This window comes from Nocardioides sp. NPDC051685 (genome assembly GCF_044453405.1).
In the GTDB taxonomy this organism is placed as follows: domain Bacteria; phylum Actinomycetota; class Actinomycetes; order Propionibacteriales; family Nocardioidaceae; genus Nocardioides.
The window spans coordinates 353,498-372,713 of the sequence record NZ_JBITCR010000005.1; the positions used below are offsets into that span (position 1 = coordinate 353,498).

A 19,216-nucleotide genomic window follows, 5' to 3' on the forward strand; every position below is an offset into this window, starting at 1 on the left:
AAGAGTCTCTAGGGGGAGAAGCACACCGTGGCGGCGGGTAAGACCGAGCGGTTGATGAACCTGCTCATCATGCTGCTCGTGCAGCGTGACAACGTGTCGAAGGAGCGGATCCGCGAGGTCCTCTACCCGTCGTCGGCCGGTGAGGCGTTCGAGAAGATGTTCGAGCGCGACAAGGAGGAGCTGCGCAGTCTCGGTGTCCCGATCGAGACCGGGGTGATCGACTCCTTCTTCGAGGACGAGATCGGCTACCGGGTCAGCCCTGAGCAGTTCGCGCTGCCGCCGATCACCCTCGAGGCCGACGAGCTCGCCGTGGTCGCGCTGGCCACCAGGGTCTGGGAGAACGCCTCGATGGCGGAGGCGACCACCGAGGCCGTACGCAAGCTCAACGCCGCCGGGCTCGAGACCGATGTCTCGGCGCTGGAGATCGTGCAGCCCCGCCTGGCCGCGGAGGAGGGCTCCTTCGACGTCTTCGTGGCCGCGACCCAGGACCGCCAGGTCGTCGAGTTCGACTACCGCGGGTCGCGCGCCGCCGAGCCCTCCCACCGGCGGCTGCAGCCGTGGGGCGTGGTGCGCTACTCGGGCCGTTGGTACGCGGTCGGGCATGACGTCGACCGCGACGACACCCGCATCTTCCGGCTCTCCCGCGTCCTGGGGGAGGCCCGGGCGGTCGGCGAGTTCGATGCCTTCGAGGTGCCGGCCGAGGTCGACGTACGCGATATTGCACGAACCCTGGCGCCGGCCCCGCCCACGGGCAAGGCCGTCCTGCTGCTGCGGCAGGGGAGCGGCTACACCCTCCGGAGGGCCGCCGACTCGATCGAGCCCGGGGTGACCGGCCCCGACGGCTCCGACGGCTGGGACCGGGTCGTGCTGACTCGGGTGCCCGCCGATCTGGTGGGTGCGGTGCTGGGTCACGGCCCCGACGCCTATGTCGAGGAGCCCGATGACCTGCGTCGCGAGGTCGCCGCCCGGCTGGAGCGGCTGGTCGCGCGCCTGGACGGAGCCTCGCAGTGAGCGAGCGTCAGCGAGCGAACCGGACAATCAACACGCCAGCGCGTCCGTATTCTGGCGCGTGCGCTACGGAGGTGGTGGCGTGAGTGCAAACACCGGTGCCAAGGGGCAGGTCGGGCGGCTGCTGACGCTGGTGCCCTACCTCTACTCCCAGGACGACGACGTACGCCTCGACAAGGCTGCCGCCGACCTCGGTGTCGAGGAGAAGCAGCTGGTCAAGGACCTGCAGGTGCTCTTCATGTGCGGTCTGCCGGGCGGCTACCCCGACGACCTGATCGACGTCGACATCGACGCGCTGACCGAGCCCGACGGCGACCGGGTCATCCGGATCTCCAACGCCGACTACCTCGACCGGCAGCTGCGGCTGACCCCGATCGAGGCCACCGCCGTGATCGTCGCGTTGCGCGCGCTGAGGGGTGGGGCGGTGAGTGTGGAGACCAAGGAGGTCGTCGACCGCACCCTGGCCAAGCTCGAGCAGGCGGCCGCCGAGGGCGCTGCCGGCAGCGTCGACCCGGGCGAGGAGCCGATCGACACCTCGCTCGTCCAGATCCATGCCGCGATCGCGACCGCGATCGACCAGGGTCGGCAGATCCGCATCGACTACTGGGTCCCGGCGCGCGACGAGGAGTCCTCCCGGGTCGTCGACCCGCGTGCGCTGGTCTCGATCCGCGACATCGAGTATCTCGACGCCTGGTGCCACCGGGCCGAGGCGCCGCGCAGCTTCCGCCTCGACCGGATCCGGGGTGCCGAGGTGCTGGACACGCCGATCGTGGTCGCGCCGGAGACCGGCGACGGCGCGAATCTCGATGGTGAGGGCGAGTCGTTGCTGCGTACGGACTCCGGCACCGTCGTCCGGGTGCGACTGGCGCCGGAGGCGCGCTGGGTCGGCGAATACTATGCCGTCATCGACCCCGCGGAGCTGCCGGACGGCGGGCTCGAGGTGGGGCTGCGGGTCTACGACCAGCGCTGGCTCACCCGGTTGCTGCTTCGGTTGGCTCCCTATGCTGAAATCGTCGAGACCGAGGACGGCCCGATGGCGCAGACAGACACAGAGTTCACTGAATCGTTTGCCGCGACTGCACGGCAGGCCCTCGGCCTGTACCGTTCGGGCGCGTAGACTTCTGACGTTCCCCCTAGTCGTAGATGAGGTAGTTCATGTTCACTCCAATGATCGGTATGCCGCAGGGCGCCGAGTGGCTCATCATCCTGGCGATCGTGATCCTCGTCTTCGGTGCCGCCAAGCTCCCCGAGCTCGCGCGAGGCACCGGCCAGGCGCTGCGCATCTTCAAGACCGAGACCAAGGGCCTGCGCGACGAGGACGAGAAGGAGAAGGGCGAGAAGGCCGAGAAGCCGGCCGAGCTGACCGCCTCCGAGCAGGAGCGCATCGCCGAGCTCGAGCGTCGTGAGGCCGAGATCAAGGCCGAGCGCGAGCGACTCTCCGGCAACTGAGGCCGACATTGTCCATCGCCGGTGTTGTCGCGCTGCTGCGCGGCACCCCCAAGCATCCCATCGGCGACGACGGCCGGATGGCGCTCTCCGACCACCTGCGTGAGCTCCGCGCGCGGGTGATCAAGGCGTCCCTGGCCCTGATCGTCGGTTTCATCGTCTCGCTGTTCTTCTTCGAGCAGCTCTTCGATTTGGTCATGGACCCCTACACCCAGGCCGTCAAGATGATGGACAAGGACAGCGGAGCCGCCTCGCTGAGCTCGGTGAACGGCGCCGCGGGCGGGTTCATGCTCTACCTCAAGCTGTGTGGTCTGGCCGCGTTCATCGGCACCAGCCCGATCTGGCTCTATCAGATCTGGGCGTTCCTGATGCCCGGGCTGCACGCCCACGAGAAGAAGATGTCGCGCATCTTCGTGGCCGTGGCCGGGCCGCTCTTCCTGGCCGGTATCGTGCTCGGTTACGTCACCTTGCCCAAGGGCCTGGAGATCCTGTTCGCCTTCGTCCCCGACGGCCTGACGAACATCGTCGAGTTCAGCGAATACCTGAGCTTCCTGAGCCGTACGCTGCTGGTCTTCGGCATCGCCTTCGAGATCCCCGTGTTCTGCATCCTGCTCAACCGGATCGGGGTCCTGCCCGGTGCCGCGCTCGGGAAGTATCGCGCCTGGATCATCGTCGGCTCCTTCGTCTTCGCCGCGGTCGCGACCCCGTCGGGTGACCCCTTCACGATGAGCATCATGGCCATCCCGATGGTCCTGCTCTTCGGGATCTCCGAGGTCATCACCCGCTCCCACGACAAGCGCAAGGCCGGAAAGCGCAAGGACCTGATCGGGGATCCTGACGTCCCGTCGGTGATCTGACCACTACGATGCGGCAGGTGACGCGCCAGATCGCCCTGCTCGCCAACCCGACCGCCGGCCGCGGCAACGCCGACCAGATCCTCGACGCGGTCACCGCGAGGCTCGTGGCCTCGGGGGCCGTCGTCGAGCACCTGATCGGCGACGACGCCGACCACGCCCTCGAACTGGCCCGGAAGGCCGCTGCCGACGGCGTCGACACGGTCGTGACCCTCGGCGGCGACGGCATGGTCCACGTCGCGGTCCAGGCGCTGGCCGACACCGAGGTCAGTCTCGGCGTCGTCCCCCTCGGCACCGGCAACGACTTCGCGCGGGCGCTCGGGATCCCGACCGGTGATCCGCTGGCGGCAGCCGACGTCGTCGTACGCAACGAGCCCCGGCGCATCGACCTCGGGCGTGCCGTGCAACCGGCCTCGGGCTCCGCAGCGGCCAGCGCGACCTGGTTCGCGACGGTGCTGGCCGCCGGGTTCGACGCGGCGGTCAACGAGCGGGCCAACGCGATGCGCTGGCCGCACGGAGACCTCCGCTACACGCTCGCCGCGCTGTCGGTGATCCGCAGCTGGAAGCCGGTGCCCTACCGGCTCGAGATCGACGGTGTCGTGCGCGAGCAGGAGGCGATGCTGCTGGCGATCGCCAACACCGAGTCCTACGGCGGTGGCCTGCGGATCGCGGCGGAGTGCGACCCCGCTGACGGCCTGCTCGACGCCATCCTCATCAAGCCGGTCTCGCGGCTGGAGTTCCTGCGCGTCTTCCCGGGCGTACGCCAGGCCAAGCACCTCACCCACCCGGCCTTCGAACGCATCCGGGCCCGCCGGATCACCGCCTCGGCCCCCGGTGTGGTCGCCTACAGCGACGGGGAGCGTCTGGGGTCGCTGCCGCTCGATGTCGAGTGCGTGCCTTCCGCTCTCGGCGTACTGGTGCCGCCGAGCGTCTGAGTGTCGGTGTCGCTCGATAGGCTCGGGACCATGGACGCCTCGCCAGCGGAGAAGTACGCCGCTTTCCAGCGTGACAAGGGCTACCCCGTCTTCCGGGACTTTGCCGCGCTCTACGACTTCGGGCTCGACGACTTCCAGGTCGAGGCGTGCAGGGAGATCGAGGACGGCAAGGGCGTCCTGGTCGCCGCGCCGACCGGGTCGGGCAAGACGATCGTGGGCGAGTTCGCCATCCACCTGGCGCTCGCCACCGGCCGCAAGGCGTTCTACACCACGCCGATCAAGGCGCTCTCCAACCAGAAGTACAACGACCTGGTCAAGCGCTACGGCTCCGACAAGGTCGGTCTGCTGACTGGCGACAACGTCGTCAACGGCGAGGCGCCGGTCGTGGTGATGACCACCGAGGTGCTGCGCAACATGCTCTACGCGGGGTCGCACACCCTGATGGGGCTCGGGTTCGTGGTCATGGACGAGGTCCACTACCTCGCCGACCGCTCCCGCGGCGCGGTGTGGGAGGAGGTCATCATCCACCTGCCGGAGTCGGTGTCCGTGGTGTCCCTGTCGGCGACCGTGTCCAACGCCGAGGAGTTCGGCGAATGGCTCACCACGGTGCGCGGCGAGACCACCACGATCATCGAGGAGAAGCGGCCGGTGCCGCTCTACCAGCACGTGATGGCCGGGCGCCGGATCATGGACCTGTTCGCCTCCTCCGACGTCGACGCCGCGGCCGGGTTCGTCAAGGAGGGCGCCCCGGTCAACGGCGAGCTGATGAAGCTGGCGCGCGACGACTGGGCTGCCGGACGGATGACGGACCGGCGTACGCCCAAGGACAAGCGCAAGGGCAACGGAAACCGTCGCGTGGGCAACGGGCGGCGCGTCTGGATCCCGTCGCGCGTGGAAGTCATCACCGCGCTGCAGCGCGACAACCTGCTGCCCGCGATCGACTTCGTCTTCTCCCGGGTCGGCTGCGACGCCGCGGTGGGACAGTGCATCCAGGCCAACCTGCGGCTGACCACTCCTGACGAGCGCGACGAGATCTTCGCCTACGTCGAGGAGGCCTGCGCCGACCTGCCCGACGAGGACCGGCACGTGCTCGGCTACCACGACTGGGTCGACGGGCTCACCCGCGGCGTCGCCGCTCACCACGCCGGGCTGCTGCCGGCCTTCAAGCAGGTCGTCGAGGAGCTGTTCCTGCGCGGCCTCGTGAAGGCGGTGTTCGCCACCGAGACGCTGGCGCTCGGCATCAACATGCCTGCCCGCACGGTGGTCATCGAGAAGCTCTCGAAGTGGAACGGCGAGGCCCACGTCAACCTCTCGCCGGGGGAATACACCCAGCTCGTCGGCCGCGCCGGCCGCCGCGGCCTCGACGTCGAGGGTCACGGCGTCGTGCTCTGGCAGCAGGGCCTCAACCCGCGCGAGCTCGCGGGCCTCGCCTCGACGCGTACGTATCCGCTGCGCTCCAGCTTCAAGCCGTCCTACAACATGGCGGTCAACCTGGTGCACCAGTTCGGCCGGGCGCGCTCGCGCGAGCTGCTGGAGCAGTCCTTTGCCCAGTTCCAGGCCGACAAGGCGGTCGTCGGGCTGGCCCGCCAGGTGCGCAAGGCGGAGGACGCGCTCGAGGGCTACCAGGAGGCGGCGACGTGCGATCGCGGCGACTTCATGGCGTACGCCGCGATCCGCCGCAAGATCTCCGACATCGAGAAGTCCTCCTCCCGTGAGCGGCGCGCCGACCGCCGCGAGGAGATCATCGAGTCGCTCTCCAAGCTGAAGATCGGCGACGTGATCGACGTGCCGACGGGCAAGTTCGCCGGCTATGCCGTCATCGTCGACCCGGGCTTCGACCCCGACGGGCCGCGCCCCTACGTCATCACCCAGGACCGGCAGGCCCGGCGCCTGGCGATGATGGACTTCAACGTGCCGATCGCCGCCCAGACCCGGCTGCGGGTGCCGAAGTCGTTCAACGGCCGCAACCCGCAGATGCGCCGCGACATGGCCTCCCGGCTGCGGGAGAAGACCCGCGATCTGCGTCCGGTGCCCTACGAGGCGTCGCCGACCGCCCGCAAGGAGCGGAAGAGCTCGGTGGAGACCCAGATCTCCGAGCTGCGCCGCGAGCTGAAGATGCATCCCTGCCACGACTGCCCCGACCGCGAGGACCACGCCCGCTGGGCCGAGCGCTGGTTCAAGCTGTCGCGCGACACCGACACGCTGCGGCGCCGGGTGGAGGCGCGCACCAACACCGTCGCGCGCACCTTCGACCGGGTCTGCGACGTGCTCGTCGCGCTCGACTACCTCGAGGGCGAGACCGTCACCGAGCGTGGCACCCACCTGATGCGGCTCTACTCCGAGATGGACCTGGTCGCCGCCGAGGCGCTCCGCGAGGGTCTCTGGGACGACCTGACCCCCTCCGAGCTCGCCGCCGCTCTCTCGGTGCTGGTCTACGAGGCCCGTCGGGCCGACGACGCCACCCCGCCCCGCCTCCCCGGCGGCCGGGTCAAGGACGTCATCGCCGAGACCGTACGCCTCTGGGGCCAGCTCGACGCCCTCGAGCGCGACCACAAGCTCGACTTCCTCCGCCAGCCCGACCTCGGCTTCGCCTGGGCCGCCTACCGGTGGGCCGAGGGTGACGAGCTCGACGACGTCCTCAGCGAGGTCGAGCTCGCCGCCGGTGACTTCGTCCGCTGGGTCAAGCAGCTCATCGACCTGTGCGGCCAGGTCGCCGACGCCGCCGGCGACGTCCCGCTTCGGCGCACGGCCCGCCAGACCATGGACCTCCTCAAGCGTGGCGTCGTGGCCTACTCCTCCGTGGTCGAGTAGTCACTTTCTGCCCGCGAGGCGTCGATTTCTGACGGCGAGATGTCAGTTCGGTGTCTCGCGGGGAGTTGCTCGGTCGCCGCAGGTTGCGTAGATCCGCCGCAGAGCGGTCTCGCCGCCGCTATGTTGCTCATCGTGAAGAGCGGTGGTCTGGTCACAGCGTTCGTCGGCAGGACATGGGTCGCGGTCTTGGCGGTTAGCCTGCTGATGGGGTTCGGCATCTGGGGTGTCGGGTTCGCCGTCTACCAGCAGGTGCTGGTCGGAGCTGCCTATATGACGGCAGTCGTTGTCGTCGCGATCGCCTCGACAGGCCTGCTGCTCGGATTCCGTCGCCGGATGAACGTCACGAGTGATGGGATGGTGCTCACCGGGCCATTCCGGAGCCGAACGATCCAATGGGATGACATCGCGGTTGTCGACATGGTGTTCAGGCGTACTTGGGTGAGGTGCCGTGACTCCGAGGGACGGATCGCGGTCATCCTGACCGCTGCTGCTTGGCTTCCTCGTACCAACGGGCGCATCCGGCGCGACAACGAGGCGTTGGCGACCTTGCTGTGGACCGAGAGCCGTTCGCGATGATGTGGATCACCTCGGGCGGCCGGGCCTGGAGGGGCGACCTCGACCTCGGGATCAGATCCTGACCTCTCGGCCTCAAAAACTGACTTCTCGGCGCGAGATTTCGACTCTGCGGGGCTGGGAAATATCATGGGCGGGTGGATGCCTCTCCCTACGATGCCCTGTTGTTCGTCTCTTTCGGGGGGCCGGAGAAGACCGAGGACGTGGTGCCGTTCCTGGAGAACGTGACCCGGGGGCGGGGGATCCCGCGGGAGCGGCTGGTCGAGGTCGGGCAGCACTACTTCGACCGGGGCGGGAAGTCGCCGATCAACGACCAGAACCGGGCCTTCCTGGCGGCGCTGCGCAGCGACCTCGCGGAGCACGGGATCGACCTGCCGGTCTACTGGGGCAACCGCAACTGGGACCCCTACCTGAGCGACACGGTCGCCCAGATGCGGGCCGACGGGATCAAGCGGGCGGCGGTCTTCGCGACCAGCGCCTACTCCTCCTACTCCTCGTGCCGCCAATACCGCGAGAACCTCTTCGAGGCGTGCGACACGACCGGCGGCGCCGAGAGCGCCCCGGTGCTGGACAAGCTGCGGCGCTACTACAACCACCCGGGCTTCGTGGCCCCGGTCGTCGACGGCGTGATCGCCTCGATCGAGGACCTTCCTGAGGCGGAGCGCGACGGCGCCCGGATCCTGTTCGTGACCCACTCGATCCCGACCTCGATGAACGACAACGCCGGCCCCGACGGCAACGCGTACGTCGCCCAGCACCTCGACGTCGCCGCGGTGATCGCCGAGCAGGTGGCCCAGAGGCGTGGGGTCACCCACGAGTGGGACCTCGTCTACTGCAGCCGCTCCGGCGCCCCGCACATCCCGTGGCTCGAGCCGGACGTGAACGACCATCTCGAGGCATTGGCGGAGAAGAACACGAAGGCCGTGGTGATGTGCCCGGTCGGCTTCGTCTCCGACCACATGGAGGTCGTCTACGACCTCGACACCGAGGCCCTGGCGACCGCTGAGAAGCTCGGGATCCACGCGCGTCGTAGCCCGACAGCGGGGGAGGACCCGCGCTTCGTGGCCGCCGTACGCGACCTGCTCCTCGAGCGCGCCGCCGTGGAGCGCGGAGAGGCCCCTGAGCGGCCCACGGTCGGCGACCTGGGCCCCGGACCCGACCGCTGCCCGGCGGGCTGCTGCTTCAACCAGCGTTCCCAGCTGCCTACCCTGTCCGGTGAGGACTCGCCCCAGTACTCGGGGTGATCACGGGCGGCATAGGGTCGGCTCCATGACAGACCATCCAGCGCCGGCCCAGCTCGCACCCAAGCCCGGAGACCTGCTCGCGATCGCCGTGGCGACCGCCCGCGCGGCCGCCGATCTCGTCCGCGAGCGGGCCGCCGGTGTGGTCGAGGTGGCGGCCACCAAGTCCACCGCGACCGACGTCGTCACCGAGGCCGACCGGGATACCGAGGCGCTCATCCGACAGCTGATCTCCCAACAGCGTCCCGAGGACGCTTTTTTCGGTGAGGAAGGCGAGGAGACGACGGGCACCAGCGGCGTCCGCTGGATCGTCGACCCGATCGACGGCACCGTCAACTTCCTCTACGGCCTGCCGCGCTACGCCGTCTCGATCGCCGCCGAATACGCCGGTGAGGTCGTCGCGGGCGCCGTCATCGACGTGCCCGCGGGCACCCTCTACGCCGCCTTCCGGCAGCCCGACGGATCGGTCGCCGCGGTCAAGGACGGCGAGCCGATCACGGTGCGCCCGCCGACCGAGCTCGCGCAGCGGCTCATCGCCACCGGCTTCTCCTACGACGCCGGTCTCCGCCGCGTCCAGGCCGAAGCGCTGGTCCGGCTGCTCCCGGTCGTACGTGACGTTCGTCGCATCGGCTCGGCGGCCCTGGACATCTGCGGGGTCGCCGAGGGAACCCTCGACGGCTACCTCGAGGAGGGCCTGCACCTGTGGGACCACGCCGCGGCCGGCCTGGTCGCAGAAGCCGCCGGCGCTCGCTGGGAGGCGACCACCGGCATCGGTGGTCGCCGGTTCGTCATCGTCGCACCAGCCCACGGGTACGATGAACTACGGAAAGCGGCTGTTCAGGCTGGTTTTCTGCCAGTTGACTCGCTGCCGGGTGTCGTACCCGACTGAAAGCCGCCGGTTGATGTAGATCTATGACCGGCCGGGGGCCGGGAAGGTCCCGGAGCCCCGTCGGTACAGCCGCGTTCACCCACCCGAAACTCGCTGCTCATCTATACCCGTGATAGGGAATACCGCCAGATGACAGAACGTTTCGGCGACGCGGATCCGGTTGAGTGTGCGAAATCCGCGTTAATGGTGCACAATCACGGGCCGTGCCGCTGCCCTCGGGGGCGCGCGGGGGGACTGAAGATGAGTGAGAAGGGGAGTGGCGCATATGGCGACGGACTACGACGCACCGCGTAAAAATGAAGAAGACCAGTCCGAGGAGAGCATCGAAGAGCTCAAGGCTCGTCGTCATGACAAGAACTCGGGCAAGGTCGACGAGGACGAGGCCGAGGCGGCCGAGTCGTTTGAGCTTCCGGGAGCCGACCTCAGCCACGAGGAGCTCGCGGTCGAGGTCAAGCCGAAGCAGGAGGACGAGTTCACCTGTATGAGCTGCTTCCTGGTCCACCACCGCAGCCAGCTGGCTGACGAGAAGAGAATGATCTGTTTTGACTGTGCGTGATGTGCAGTTGAAAAGCCGCCGAGTCGGCGCGTTTGTATAGCTTGCGCTAGCAAGCGCTTTGTACAAACGCGCCGACTCGGCGGAAAGCCCGGCGCAAGCCAGGTTGAAAGCAAAGGCCGCACGGCAAGCCGTGCGGCCTTTCTGCCTCTCAGGCGATCAGGATCCGTCCTTCTCCAGCTGCTTCGGCAACCGACCGACCGACTTCACGTAGTAGTTGGCCGCACGACGCTGGGCGAACATCCGCGCGAGCGCGACGGTGGCGCCGGTGGCGGCCGACCAGAGCACGGCCTCCACGAGGCGTACGTCGGGGTCGGCGGGGTTGGCCGGTGGTTTGCGTCCGGTGGACGCCTTCCAGCCGGAGGAGAGGACCTTGTTGGTGACCTTGGCGGCCCCGATTCCGCTGACGAGGGCCATGATCGCCCAGACCTTGTCGCCCTTCGCTCCAGAATTGGGCCCAGCACTCTTGGACTTGGACATGTCTCGAGCCTAGGCCATCGGCTCGAGGAAGGCCCTCAGAGACTCGCTCGGAGCGCGTTGACCGTCTTCGCGAGCGCCACCGGGTGGCGGGTGAAGAGCAGCCAGTAGGGCGTCGGGTCGGCCGGGTCGTCGATGGTGACCCGCACCGCGCGCTTGAGGTAGGGACGCAGGAGCAGGTACGCCCTGGCATCGGCGTCACGCCCCGCCAGGTGGTGTGCCTCGGTCTCGTCGAGCGCGATCGCCTCGCCGAGGAAGCGCGCCTCGATCCGGGCGGGCCCGGCACGCAGGATGCCGTCGGCGATCGTGATCTTGGCGTTGCCGTAGACGATCATGGCAAGCGCGAACAGGTTGACGGTCGCCGCGGTGATGCCCCAGGCGAGCGCGGCCGGAACCCACAGGATGACCGCGATCCACAGGGTCGCCAGGAACATGACGCCCTGGACCCACCACCTCAGCGGCACGGTCAGTCGCTCGTCGTACGCCGGGGTGCTCACGAATCGTGAGTTTTTCACGCCGGTCAAGCCAGTCACGAATCGGGTGAGCCTCGGGAGCATCTAAGGTGCGGGTTGTGTCTGATCTCGAAGTAGCCCTGGTGCGTCTCGACGCGGAGCTGCCGCCCCCTGCGTACGCGCACCCGGGGGATGCCGGTGCCGACCTGCGCACGACCGTGGACGTGACCCTGAAACCGGGCGAGCGCGCCCTGGTGCCGACCGGGATCGCGATCGCCCTGCCGCAGGGATATGTCGGCCTGGTCCACCCGCGCTCGGGCCTGGCGGCCAAGCACGGGCTCTCCATCGTCAACGCCCCCGGCACGGTCGACGCCGGTTACCGCGGCGAGGTGAAGGTGGCGCTGATCAACCTCGACCCCGTCGAGGCCATCGAGCTGCGCCGCGGCGACCGGGTCGCCCAGCTGGTGATCCAGCGTGTCGAGCAGGCCAGTTTCGTGGAGGTCGCCGAATTGCCGGAGTCCGTCCGTGGCGCTGGGGGATACGGTTCTACAGGGGGCTTCTCCAACCGCTGAAGGATCCGTGTTAGATAAGTCTCCTCCAAGACTCACCGCAACCTGAAAGCAGATGGTCGTGAAGTTCCGTCGCAAGTCCACGCCCTCCCATCGGGGAGAGCCGTCTGCATCCGTCGACGATCGGCCCGTGGCCGACGAGCGGCCGGTTCCGGCCGCTCCCGAGATCGGGCCGTTCGACATCGACTCGGCACCCGACGGGCTGATCACCGGCGACTGGGTGGACCTCGGGTCGATGATGCTCGCCCCGGCGCCCGGCAAGGAGCTGCGCCTCCAGGTCGACGAGAAGTCCGGCCAGATCGCGGCCGTGATGCTGACCGCCGAGGACGGAGCCATGGAGCTGCGCGCCTTCGCCGCACCCCGCAACGGTGACCTGTGGACCGAGTCGCTGCCGATGCTGCGCGACGACGTCCAGCAGCGCGGCGGGGCGACCGCCGACCTGCAGGGTCCGTGGGGCACCGAGCTGATCACCCAGATGAAGGTCAAGCTGGCCGACGGCCAGCCGGCGGTCCAGCAGACCCGCATCATCGGCGTCAACGGCCCGCGCTGGATGCTCCGCGCCACCATGCTCGGCCGGCCGGCGATGGAGCCGACCGCCGGCAAGGAGTGGGAGAAGCTCCTCGAGCAGGTCGTGGTGCGCCGTGGCGAGGAGGCCAAGCCGAAGGGCGAGGCTCTCGAGGTGAAGCTGCCGCCCAACGCACGCCGCGTCGAGAAGTGAGCGGCTAGCGATGTCCAAGGGACGGCTGCGGGCGAAGCTCAGCGAGTGGGCCAACACCGCCTCGATCGACGCGAGCGAGATCCGGGCCGCCTACGTCGCCAAGGATGTCGCCTCCATCGCCGACGCGCCGGACCGTGAGACGGTGCGGTTGCGGGGCACGTTGCGTACGATCACGCTGCGGCCGCGCGGTGGCGTCCCGGCGCTGGAGGCGGAGCTGTTCGACGGCTCCGGCACCTTGACGATCATCTGGCTGGGCCGTCGGCACATCGCCGGGATCAGCCCGGGGCGGTCCCTGCAGGTGCAGGGCCGCATCGGCCGTACCGATGGCCAGCGCATCATGTTCAATCCACGCTACGAGCTGATTCCGGACCCCAACGAGTGAGCCAACCACACGTGAGCCCCACCTCTGAGACGCCTGGCGACGACGGCTCTGCCGACGAGCACCACGACCACAACCATCCGACGGTCGACACCGTCGAGGCGGTCGTACGCCGCCAGATGTCGGCCGGGCTGGGCGGTGTGCGCGGGATGCTCGAGGCCGGCGTGCCCGGCCTCGTCTTCACCATCGCCTGGCTGGTGGTCAAGGACCTCAAGGTCGCGCTGATCGCCTCGGCGGCGACCGCGGCGGTCTTCCTGGCGGTTCGGCTGGTGCAGCGCTCGAGCCTGCAGTACGTCGGCAACGCCATCTTCGGCATCCTCATCGGCTTCGCCGTGGTGCGGCTGGCCCAGTCGATGGGCGGCACGGCCGAGGAGCAGGCGCTCGCCTACTTCCTGCCCGGCATCCTGATCAGCATCGGCTACACCGTCGTGGTCGGCGGCCTGTGCCTGATCGGCTGGCCGATCTTCGGCTTCTTCATCGGCGTCGCCAGCGGCGACCCGCTCGAGTGGCACCAGGACAAGCAGATCGTGAAGCTGTGCACGCGGCTGACCTGGCTCTTCCTGGCGCCCGGCGCGATCGGAGCGGCCATCCAGGGTCCGATCTGGTTCCTGGCCTGGAGCGGCGCGATCGACCGCGACTGGGCGATCCTCGCCCTCGGCATCCTCCGCACCGGCCTCGGCTGGGCGCTGCGGATCGCCTGCTACGGCACCATGATCTGGCTCCTCGCCCGCAACCACACGCCCGTCAAGCGCCCCCAGGAGGCCTGAGTCGGGATGCAGCTGCGAGTGGTGAGACCGACACGCGGAAGCGTGTGGCTCTCCCTGCTCGCGACGCTCGAGATCATGACCGGCGCGGTCCTGGCCCACCTGGCCGCCGGCGGCACGCTGCCGAGCGCCGGCTGGCTCGCGGCAGCGGCCGTAGCCGTCTTCGGAGCGGGCCTCATGGTGCTGCAGCGCCGGGTCGGGATCCTGGGCGGTGCGGCCGCTGCCGGGCTGTCCCAGCTGGGTCTCCATGAGGTCTTCGCGGCGTTCTCCGCGGCGCCCGGCAGCGCCCATCAGCACACCATGAACGGCTCGCTCGGCACGGGCGACGGCGGCGCGATGCTCCTGGCCCACGCCTGCGCTGCGGTGCTCTCCGTCGTCGTCTGGGTGCTGCACCGCAGGGCCCTCGCCGTCGCCGTACGCAGCCTCCCGATGCCGCGACCCGCGGTCGTCGGCCGCCTGCTCGCCGAGGCACGGACGTTCGTGCCGCGATCGGCCCTGTGGGCCCATGTCTCTCCGCGAAGGGGACCGCCGAGGCCGGCCGGCCTCTGAGATCCCTCTGCGAGCACCACCGGGTGAGTCCCGGTGGCTGTCTTGCGTACCCGAAAAGACTCGCGAGAAGAGAAGCCTCACATGTCCGTTCCCACCCATTTCCACACCGAGCTGACCGACCCGGCTGAGCCTGCTGGTTCACCGCTCCAGCCGCAGGCGCAGTCCCGGGTCGGCTGGTGGCCCCTGATCCGCCCGCTCGTGCTGCGGATGCACTTCTACGCCGGGGTGCTGGTCGCCCCGTTCATCCTGGTCGCCTCGGTGACCGGGCTGCTCTACACGATCGCCCCGCAGGTCGAGCAGATCGCCTACCACGACATCACCCACGTCACCCCGGCGCGCGGGACGGTCCCGCTCGCCGAGCAGGTCGCCGCCGCCCGGGCCACCCACCCCGAGGGCGCCGTGATCCGGGTCGACGTCCCGGAGGCCGCCGACCGCAGCACCCGGGTGGTCTTCGCCGACGAGACCGTCCCGGCCGACTACGCCATGTCCGTGTTCGTGAACCCCTACACCGGCCAGGTTGAGGGCCAGGTACGCAGCTACGGGCAGTGGCTCGGCTTCCGGGCCTGGCTCGACGAGCTCCACCGCAACCTCCACCTGGGTGCCCTCGGCCGTCACTACAGCGAGCTCGCGGCCAGCTGGCTGTGGGTGGTCGCCCTGGGCGGACTGATGCTGTGGCTCGGCCGCCGTCGCCGTGACCGGCGGGTCCGGCGGCTGGTGACGCCCGACCTCGAGGCCACCGGCCGTTCCCGGACGATGTCGTGGCACGCGGTCATCGGAGTGTGGCTCCTGGTGGGCGTCCTGGCCCTCTCGGTCTCCGGGTTGACCTGGTCCCGCTTCGCCGGCACGAACATCGGCGAGGTGCGTACGGCGCTGTCGTGGACCGAACCCACACCCGCGACGTCGCTGCACGGCGACGGGACGGCTGCCGAGCACACCCATCACGGCTCGTCCGCCGCCGCCACCGACGACCCGGACGCGGTCTTCTCCGCGGGTGCGGGCATCGACGGCGTACTCGACACCGCGCGGGACGCCGGCCTGGGGACCCGCTCTACCTGGTGCCTCCGGCCGACCCGGGCAGCGCCTGGACCGCGGCCGAGAACAAGCGTGACTGGCCCACCCGCTACGACGCCATCAGCGTCGACCCCGCGACCGGCGAGCTGCTGGACCGGGTCGACTTCGCCGACTGGCCGCTGATGGCCAAGGTGACCGACTGGGTGATCGGCGCGCACATGGGCATCCTGTTCGGCGTCCTCAACCAGCTGGCGCTGGCGGCGCTGGCGCTCGGGCTGATCGTCGCCACCCTGCTCGGCTACCGGATGTGGTGGCTGCGACGGCCCCGCGACGCACGTGGCCTGAGGTTCGGCCGGCCCGCACCGCGCGGCTCCTGGCGGCGTCTGCCCTGGCAGGCCATGGTCGCCGTCGTCGCGGTCACCGTGGTGGTCGGGTGGTTCGTCCCGATGCTGGGCGTGACCCTCGTCGGGTTCCTCGTGGTCGACGCCGTGATCGGCGCCGCGCGCAGCCGCAGCTGAGTCAGGAGGCGGCGCAGGCTGCGCAGAGACCGAAGATCTCCACGGTGTGGTTGACGTCGGTGAAGCCGTTCTGCGCCGCCACCTTGTCGGCCCACGTCTCCACGGCTGGGCCCTCGATCTCCACGGCCTTGCCGCAGCTGCGGCACACCAGGTGGTGGTGATGGGTCGTGGAGGCGTCGCCGCACAGCCGGTAGGTGGACTCACCGTCGGGCTTGTGGATCACGTCGGCGAGGCCGTCGTCGACGAAGATCTGCAGGTGGCGGTAGACCGTGGAGAGGCCGATCTTCTCGCCGTTGGCCCGCAGCGTGGCGTAGACGTCCTGGGCGCTGCGGAAGGTGTCCTCCGCGGCGAGAGCCTCCTTCACCGCGGCGCCCTGGTTGGTTGCGCGCCGCTTGACCTGCTGGGTTGGTGCCATGGCCACATGCTAGTCGGTATCGGTATGGATCCCGTGGCCAGTGCGGCGCGCCGACGCCATGTGTCATAATGGGAACGATTCCCAATAAGACGAAAGGCTGCCATGTCACGCACGTGTCAGGTCACCGGCGCCCGCCCGGGCTTCGGCAACAACCGCCCCTGGTCCAAGAAGGCGACCCGGCGACGCTGGGAGGTGAACCTGCAGAAGAAGACCTACTACGTCCCGACGCTGGGCCGGAAGGTCACGCTGCGCCTCAGCACCAACGCGATCAAGCGGATCGACGTACGCGGCATCGACGCCGTCGTCGCCGAGATGCGCGCCCGAGGGGAGAACGTCTGATGGCCAAGAAGTCGAAGATCGCGGCCGAGGCCAGGCGTCGCCAGATCGTCGAGAGGTACGCCGAGCGCCGAGCCGCGCTCAAGGAGGAGATCCGCGCCGCCGAGCCGGGCTCGGCCGAGCGGGCCGAGGCCGTCCGCGCCCTGTCCCGCCTGCCGCGCGACTCCTCGCCTGTACGCCTGCGCAACCGCGACCAGGTCGACGGCCGGCCGCGGGGCTACCTGCGCAAGGCCGGGGTGTCCCGGATCCGGTTCCGCGAGCTCGCGCACAAGGGCCATCTGCCGGGCATCACCAAGTCGAGCTGGTGACCTCGGCAAAAGCCTAACCGAAACCATTCCGAGTCGGCGAGGCGCAACCCCGCCGTCATCGGGCTGTGCTAAACACTCGCTCCATGAGTACGAAGACCCCAGTGCGGGCAGCCGAGAAGTCTGGGTTCAGGCTCGGGCAGACCGAGGTCGTCGCGATCGTCCTGCTGATCATCCTGCTCTCCCAGCGGTGGCTGCTGCCGCTCCTGGACCACGACCTGTTCAACACCTGGGGCACCATCTTCGTAGCCATCGTGGTGCAGTCGGCTCCGTTCCTGCTCGGTGGCGTGCTGCTCAGCGCCGTCATCTCGACGTTCCTCTCCGAGAAGGCGCTGAGCAGGATCGTGCCGAGGAGCCCGGTGCTCGGGGTTCCGGTCGCCGGCCTGGCCGGGATCGGGCTGCCGGGCTGCGAGTGCGCCGCGGTGCCCGTGACCAACTCGCTGATCCGCCGGGGCGTCACGCCCGCGGTCGCGCTGACGTTCCTGCTGGCGGCTCCCGCGGTCAACCCGGCCGTGCTCGTCTCGACCGCGGTCGCCTTCCCGGGCCAGCCGATGATGGTGCTGGCCAGGTTCCTGGCGAGCCTGATCACCGCGGTGGCGGTCGGCTGGATCATGCTCGCCCGCGGCAGGCTGCTGCTCGAGCGGCTCACCCAGGTCGGACGCGACCAGCACGCCCACGAGCGCTCCTTCCTCGGCAACGTCAGCCACGACTTCCTGCACGCCTCCGGGTTCCTGGTGCTGGGCGCGATGCTGGCCGCGGCGGTCAACACCTTCGTACCCCGCTCGGTGGTCAACACCGTCGCAGGTCAGGCCGTGCTGGGGATCGCCACGCTGGCGCTGTTCGCGTTCATCGTGGCGCTCTGCTCGGAGTCCGACGCCTTCGTCGCGGCCTCGTTCACCGCGTTCTCCGACACCGCGAAGCTGGTCTTCCTCGTGGTCGGCCCGGCGATGGACATCAAGCTCGCCTCGATGGAGGCCGGCCAGTTCGGCATGGGCTTCGCGCTCCGCTTCGTACCCTTGGTGATCATCACGGCGGTCGCCTCCGCCGTCGGCATCGGATGGTGGCTGCTGTGAACGAGCGCAAGCGAGTGATCCATCCAATCAACACGCGGCCGCGTCCGTACAATGGCGCTCGCGCTACGGAGGTGGCCGCGTGACACGTACTACTCAGGCCCTGGTCGTCGGCTTCCTCGGCGCCGTGCTGCTGCGGCTCTCGCTCGGCGACGGCTATCTGAGGTACGTCACCAGCTGGATGAAGTGGCCCCTGGTCGCCACCGGCGTGGTGCTGCTCGGGCTGACCGTGTGGATGCTGCTGCGCCCTGCCCCCGAAGAAGAGGGCGACGAGCACGACCATGATGCCCATGACCACAAGGTCCCGGCGATGACCTGGCTGGCGATCGTCCCCGGCGTGATCGTCTTCGTGGCCAGCCCGCCGTCCCTGGGCGCCTACCTGGCAGAGAGGCGTGCCGACGACCCGGTCGCGGCCGCTCCCGACGCGAAGATCCTCCCGCTGCCCGCCTCGGACGGGCCGGTCGACGTCGAGGTCGCCGAGTTCATGTGGCGTGCCGGCGTCGAGGACGGCTCGACGATCAAGGACCGCGACGTACGCCTGACCGGCTTCGTCAGCACCGACGAGAACGGCAACTGGTACGTCACCCGCATCGCCATCGCCTGCTGTGCTGCCGACGCGACCGCGTCGCGGGTGCGGGTGGAGGACTACGACGACGCTCCGGAGCGCGACTCCTGGGTCGCGGTCACCGGTCGCTGGGTCGAGGGCACCGCACCGGGCGGGAAGTCGGAGACGGCCATCGAGGCCGCCTCCGTCGAGCCGCGCGAGGCGCCCGCGAACACCTACCAGTGAGCGCCCGGTGAGTCGTCCCGCCGGTGATCCGAAGCGATCCGGCAACCCCGCCCGGCGGGCACAGGCGCAGGGGGTGCCCACCTGGCACGACCGTCTCCCGCACCCGCCGCGTGCGCTCATCGCCGGTGTGCTGATCGCGGTCGCGATCGGCGTGGCCGTGCTGACCCGGGACCTCGCAGGCTCCGATGCCCCGGCGGCGTCCGGCTCGTCGGGCGCCGCGTCCTCGACTGCTTCGGTGGCGGCGGGACCGGTGGCGTCTCTGGAGGAGTTCTGCGGCGCCGTACAGACCATGGCGAACGCCCATGCGACCCAGATGTCCACCCCGAACGACGAGAACGAGACCGCGCTGGGCCTGGCCGCGACGAGCCTGCAGTCGATGGGCGTCCCGGAAGGTACGCCGGCGGCCGCTGCCGAGGGTGTCCGGATGATGATCGAGGACGCTCTGCGCACCGGCCGCGGCCAGGACCCGCTCGAGCGCAGCGAGGCCCAGAACATCGCCTACGAGCGCCTCGGTGAGTTCCTCACCGAGAGCTGCGGCGCGGCGAGCTGACGG

At 69.5% G+C, this 19,216-nt stretch carries 25 protein-coding genes; 22 read left to right on the forward strand and 3 right to left on the reverse strand.

What is annotated here, in order from left to right:
• Positions 1-27 precede the first annotated feature (27 nt).
• The 10 genes from ACIA03_RS17150 (at position 28) to ACIA03_RS17195 (ending at position 10,313) form a co-directional block, all read left to right on the forward strand.
• Positions 28-1,011: a helix-turn-helix transcriptional regulator gene (locus ACIA03_RS17150; RefSeq protein WP_396984556.1), complete on the forward strand. Its 984-nt coding sequence runs from the start codon at positions 28-30 to the stop codon at positions 1,009-1,011.
• A gap of 79 nt (positions 1,012-1,090) precedes the next feature.
• Positions 1,091-2,125, forward strand: coding sequence for a helix-turn-helix transcriptional regulator (locus tag ACIA03_RS17155; RefSeq protein WP_396984558.1), 1,035 nt, complete (start codon positions 1,091-1,093; stop codon positions 2,123-2,125).
• 38 nt (positions 2,126-2,163) lie between these two features.
• Complete coding sequence (gene tatA / locus ACIA03_RS17160; protein ID WP_396984560.1) at positions 2,164-2,457, forward strand: twin-arginine translocase TatA/TatE family subunit; 294 nt, start codon at positions 2,164-2,166, stop codon at positions 2,455-2,457.
• An 8-nt stretch (positions 2,458-2,465) separates the two neighbouring features.
• Positions 2,466-3,311, forward strand: coding sequence for a twin-arginine translocase subunit TatC (gene tatC, locus ACIA03_RS17165; protein ID WP_396984561.1), 846 nt, complete (start codon positions 2,466-2,468; stop codon positions 3,309-3,311).
• Between the two features lie 17 nt (positions 3,312-3,328).
• On the forward strand, positions 3,329-4,243 hold the full coding sequence (locus ACIA03_RS17170; protein ID WP_396984563.1) for a diacylglycerol/lipid kinase family protein: 915 nt from the start codon (positions 3,329-3,331) through the stop codon (positions 4,241-4,243).
• 30 nt (positions 4,244-4,273) lie between these two features.
• On the forward strand, positions 4,274-7,054 hold the full coding sequence (locus ACIA03_RS17175) for a DEAD/DEAH box helicase (protein ID WP_396984565.1): 2,781 nt from the start codon (positions 4,274-4,276) through the stop codon (positions 7,052-7,054).
• 132 nt (positions 7,055-7,186) lie between these two features.
• Positions 7,187-7,630, forward strand: coding sequence for a PH domain-containing protein (locus ACIA03_RS17180; protein ID WP_396984567.1), 444 nt, complete (start codon positions 7,187-7,189; stop codon positions 7,628-7,630).
• 134 nt (positions 7,631-7,764) lie between these two features.
• The gene (locus ACIA03_RS17185; RefSeq protein WP_396984569.1) at positions 7,765-8,871 is read left to right on the forward strand and encodes a ferrochelatase; all 1,107 of its coding nucleotides are present in this window, start codon (positions 7,765-7,767) and stop codon (positions 8,869-8,871) included.
• 25 nt (positions 8,872-8,896) lie between these two features.
• The gene (locus ACIA03_RS17190) at positions 8,897-9,757 is read left to right on the forward strand and encodes an inositol monophosphatase family protein (protein ID WP_396984571.1); all 861 of its coding nucleotides are present in this window, start codon (positions 8,897-8,899) and stop codon (positions 9,755-9,757) included.
• Between the two features lie 265 nt (positions 9,758-10,022).
• Positions 10,023-10,313, forward strand: coding sequence for a DUF4193 domain-containing protein (locus ACIA03_RS17195; RefSeq protein ID WP_378725909.1), 291 nt, complete (start codon positions 10,023-10,025; stop codon positions 10,311-10,313).
• Positions 10,314-10,469: 156 nt separating this feature from the next.
• Here the strand turns inward: ACIA03_RS17195 and ACIA03_RS17200 are convergent, their stop codons facing one another.
• Both ACIA03_RS17200 and ACIA03_RS17205 read right to left on the reverse strand, forming a co-directional pair.
• The gene (locus ACIA03_RS17200) at positions 10,470-10,790 is read right to left on the reverse strand and encodes a DUF4235 domain-containing protein (protein WP_396984573.1); all 321 of its coding nucleotides are present in this window, start codon (positions 10,788-10,790) and stop codon (positions 10,470-10,472) included.
• A 35-nt stretch (positions 10,791-10,825) separates the two neighbouring features.
• Positions 10,826-11,284: a DUF3093 domain-containing protein gene (locus ACIA03_RS17205; protein ID WP_396984575.1), complete on the reverse strand. Its 459-nt coding sequence runs from the start codon at positions 11,282-11,284 to the stop codon at positions 10,826-10,828.
• A gap of 74 nt (positions 11,285-11,358) precedes the next feature.
• On the opposite strand from ACIA03_RS17205, the gene dut reads away from it, so the two are divergent.
• The 7 genes from dut (at position 11,359) to ACIA03_RS17240 (ending at position 15,747) form a co-directional block, all read left to right on the forward strand.
• Positions 11,359-11,811, forward strand: coding sequence for a dUTP diphosphatase (gene dut / locus ACIA03_RS17210; protein WP_396984577.1), 453 nt, complete (start codon positions 11,359-11,361; stop codon positions 11,809-11,811).
• 127 nt (positions 11,812-11,938) lie between these two features.
• The gene (locus ACIA03_RS17215) at positions 11,939-12,526 is read left to right on the forward strand and encodes a DUF3710 domain-containing protein (protein WP_396984579.1); all 588 of its coding nucleotides are present in this window, start codon (positions 11,939-11,941) and stop codon (positions 12,524-12,526) included.
• 10 nt (positions 12,527-12,536) lie between these two features.
• On the forward strand, positions 12,537-12,908 hold the full coding sequence (locus tag ACIA03_RS17220) for an OB-fold nucleic acid binding domain-containing protein (RefSeq protein WP_396984581.1): 372 nt from the start codon (positions 12,537-12,539) through the stop codon (positions 12,906-12,908).
• Positions 12,909-12,919: 11 nt separating this feature from the next.
• Positions 12,920-13,672: a DUF3159 domain-containing protein gene (locus tag ACIA03_RS17225; RefSeq protein WP_396984583.1), complete on the forward strand. Its 753-nt coding sequence runs from the start codon at positions 12,920-12,922 to the stop codon at positions 13,670-13,672.
• 21 nt (positions 13,673-13,693) lie between these two features.
• Entirely contained in the window at positions 13,694-14,218 is a 525-nt protein-coding gene (locus tag ACIA03_RS17230) for a cell division protein FtsQ (protein ID WP_396984585.1), read from the forward strand.
• An 81-nt stretch (positions 14,219-14,299) separates the two neighbouring features.
• Positions 14,300-15,412, forward strand: a complete 1,113-nt coding sequence (locus ACIA03_RS17235; protein ID WP_396984587.1) for a PepSY domain-containing protein — start codon at positions 14,300-14,302, stop codon at positions 15,410-15,412.
• Entirely contained in the window at positions 15,412-15,747 is a 336-nt protein-coding gene (locus ACIA03_RS17240; RefSeq protein ID WP_396984589.1) for a PepSY domain-containing protein, read from the forward strand. The genes ACIA03_RS17235 and ACIA03_RS17240 overlap by 1 nt, the downstream gene beginning before the upstream one ends.
• Position 15,748: 1 nt before the next feature.
• Here the strand turns inward: ACIA03_RS17240 and ACIA03_RS17245 are convergent, their stop codons facing one another.
• Positions 15,749-16,162, reverse strand: a complete 414-nt coding sequence (locus tag ACIA03_RS17245) for a transcriptional repressor (RefSeq protein WP_160023058.1) — start codon at positions 16,160-16,162, stop codon at positions 15,749-15,751.
• A 102-nt stretch (positions 16,163-16,264) separates the two neighbouring features.
• On the opposite strand from ACIA03_RS17245, the gene rpmB reads away from it, so the two are divergent.
• From rpmB to ACIA03_RS17270, 5 genes are all read left to right on the forward strand, one after another.
• Positions 16,265-16,501: a 50S ribosomal protein L28 gene (rpmB, locus tag ACIA03_RS17250; protein ID WP_396984591.1), complete on the forward strand. Its 237-nt coding sequence runs from the start codon at positions 16,265-16,267 to the stop codon at positions 16,499-16,501.
• Positions 16,501-16,806, forward strand: coding sequence for a 30S ribosomal protein S14 (gene rpsN / locus ACIA03_RS17255; RefSeq protein ID WP_396984594.1), 306 nt, complete (start codon positions 16,501-16,503; stop codon positions 16,804-16,806). The genes rpmB and rpsN overlap by 1 nt, the downstream gene beginning before the upstream one ends.
• A gap of 83 nt (positions 16,807-16,889) precedes the next feature.
• Positions 16,890-17,876 (forward strand): permease, encoded by a 987-nt coding sequence (locus tag ACIA03_RS17260; RefSeq protein WP_396984596.1) that lies wholly within the window; start codon positions 16,890-16,892, stop codon positions 17,874-17,876.
• A gap of 79 nt (positions 17,877-17,955) precedes the next feature.
• Positions 17,956-18,663 (forward strand): TIGR03943 family putative permease subunit, encoded by a 708-nt coding sequence (locus tag ACIA03_RS17265; RefSeq protein WP_396984598.1) that lies wholly within the window; start codon positions 17,956-17,958, stop codon positions 18,661-18,663.
• Positions 18,664-18,670: 7 nt separating this feature from the next.
• The gene (locus tag ACIA03_RS17270; RefSeq protein WP_396984600.1) at positions 18,671-19,213 is read left to right on the forward strand and encodes a hypothetical protein; all 543 of its coding nucleotides are present in this window, start codon (positions 18,671-18,673) and stop codon (positions 19,211-19,213) included.
• Positions 19,214-19,216 lie beyond the last annotated feature (3 nt).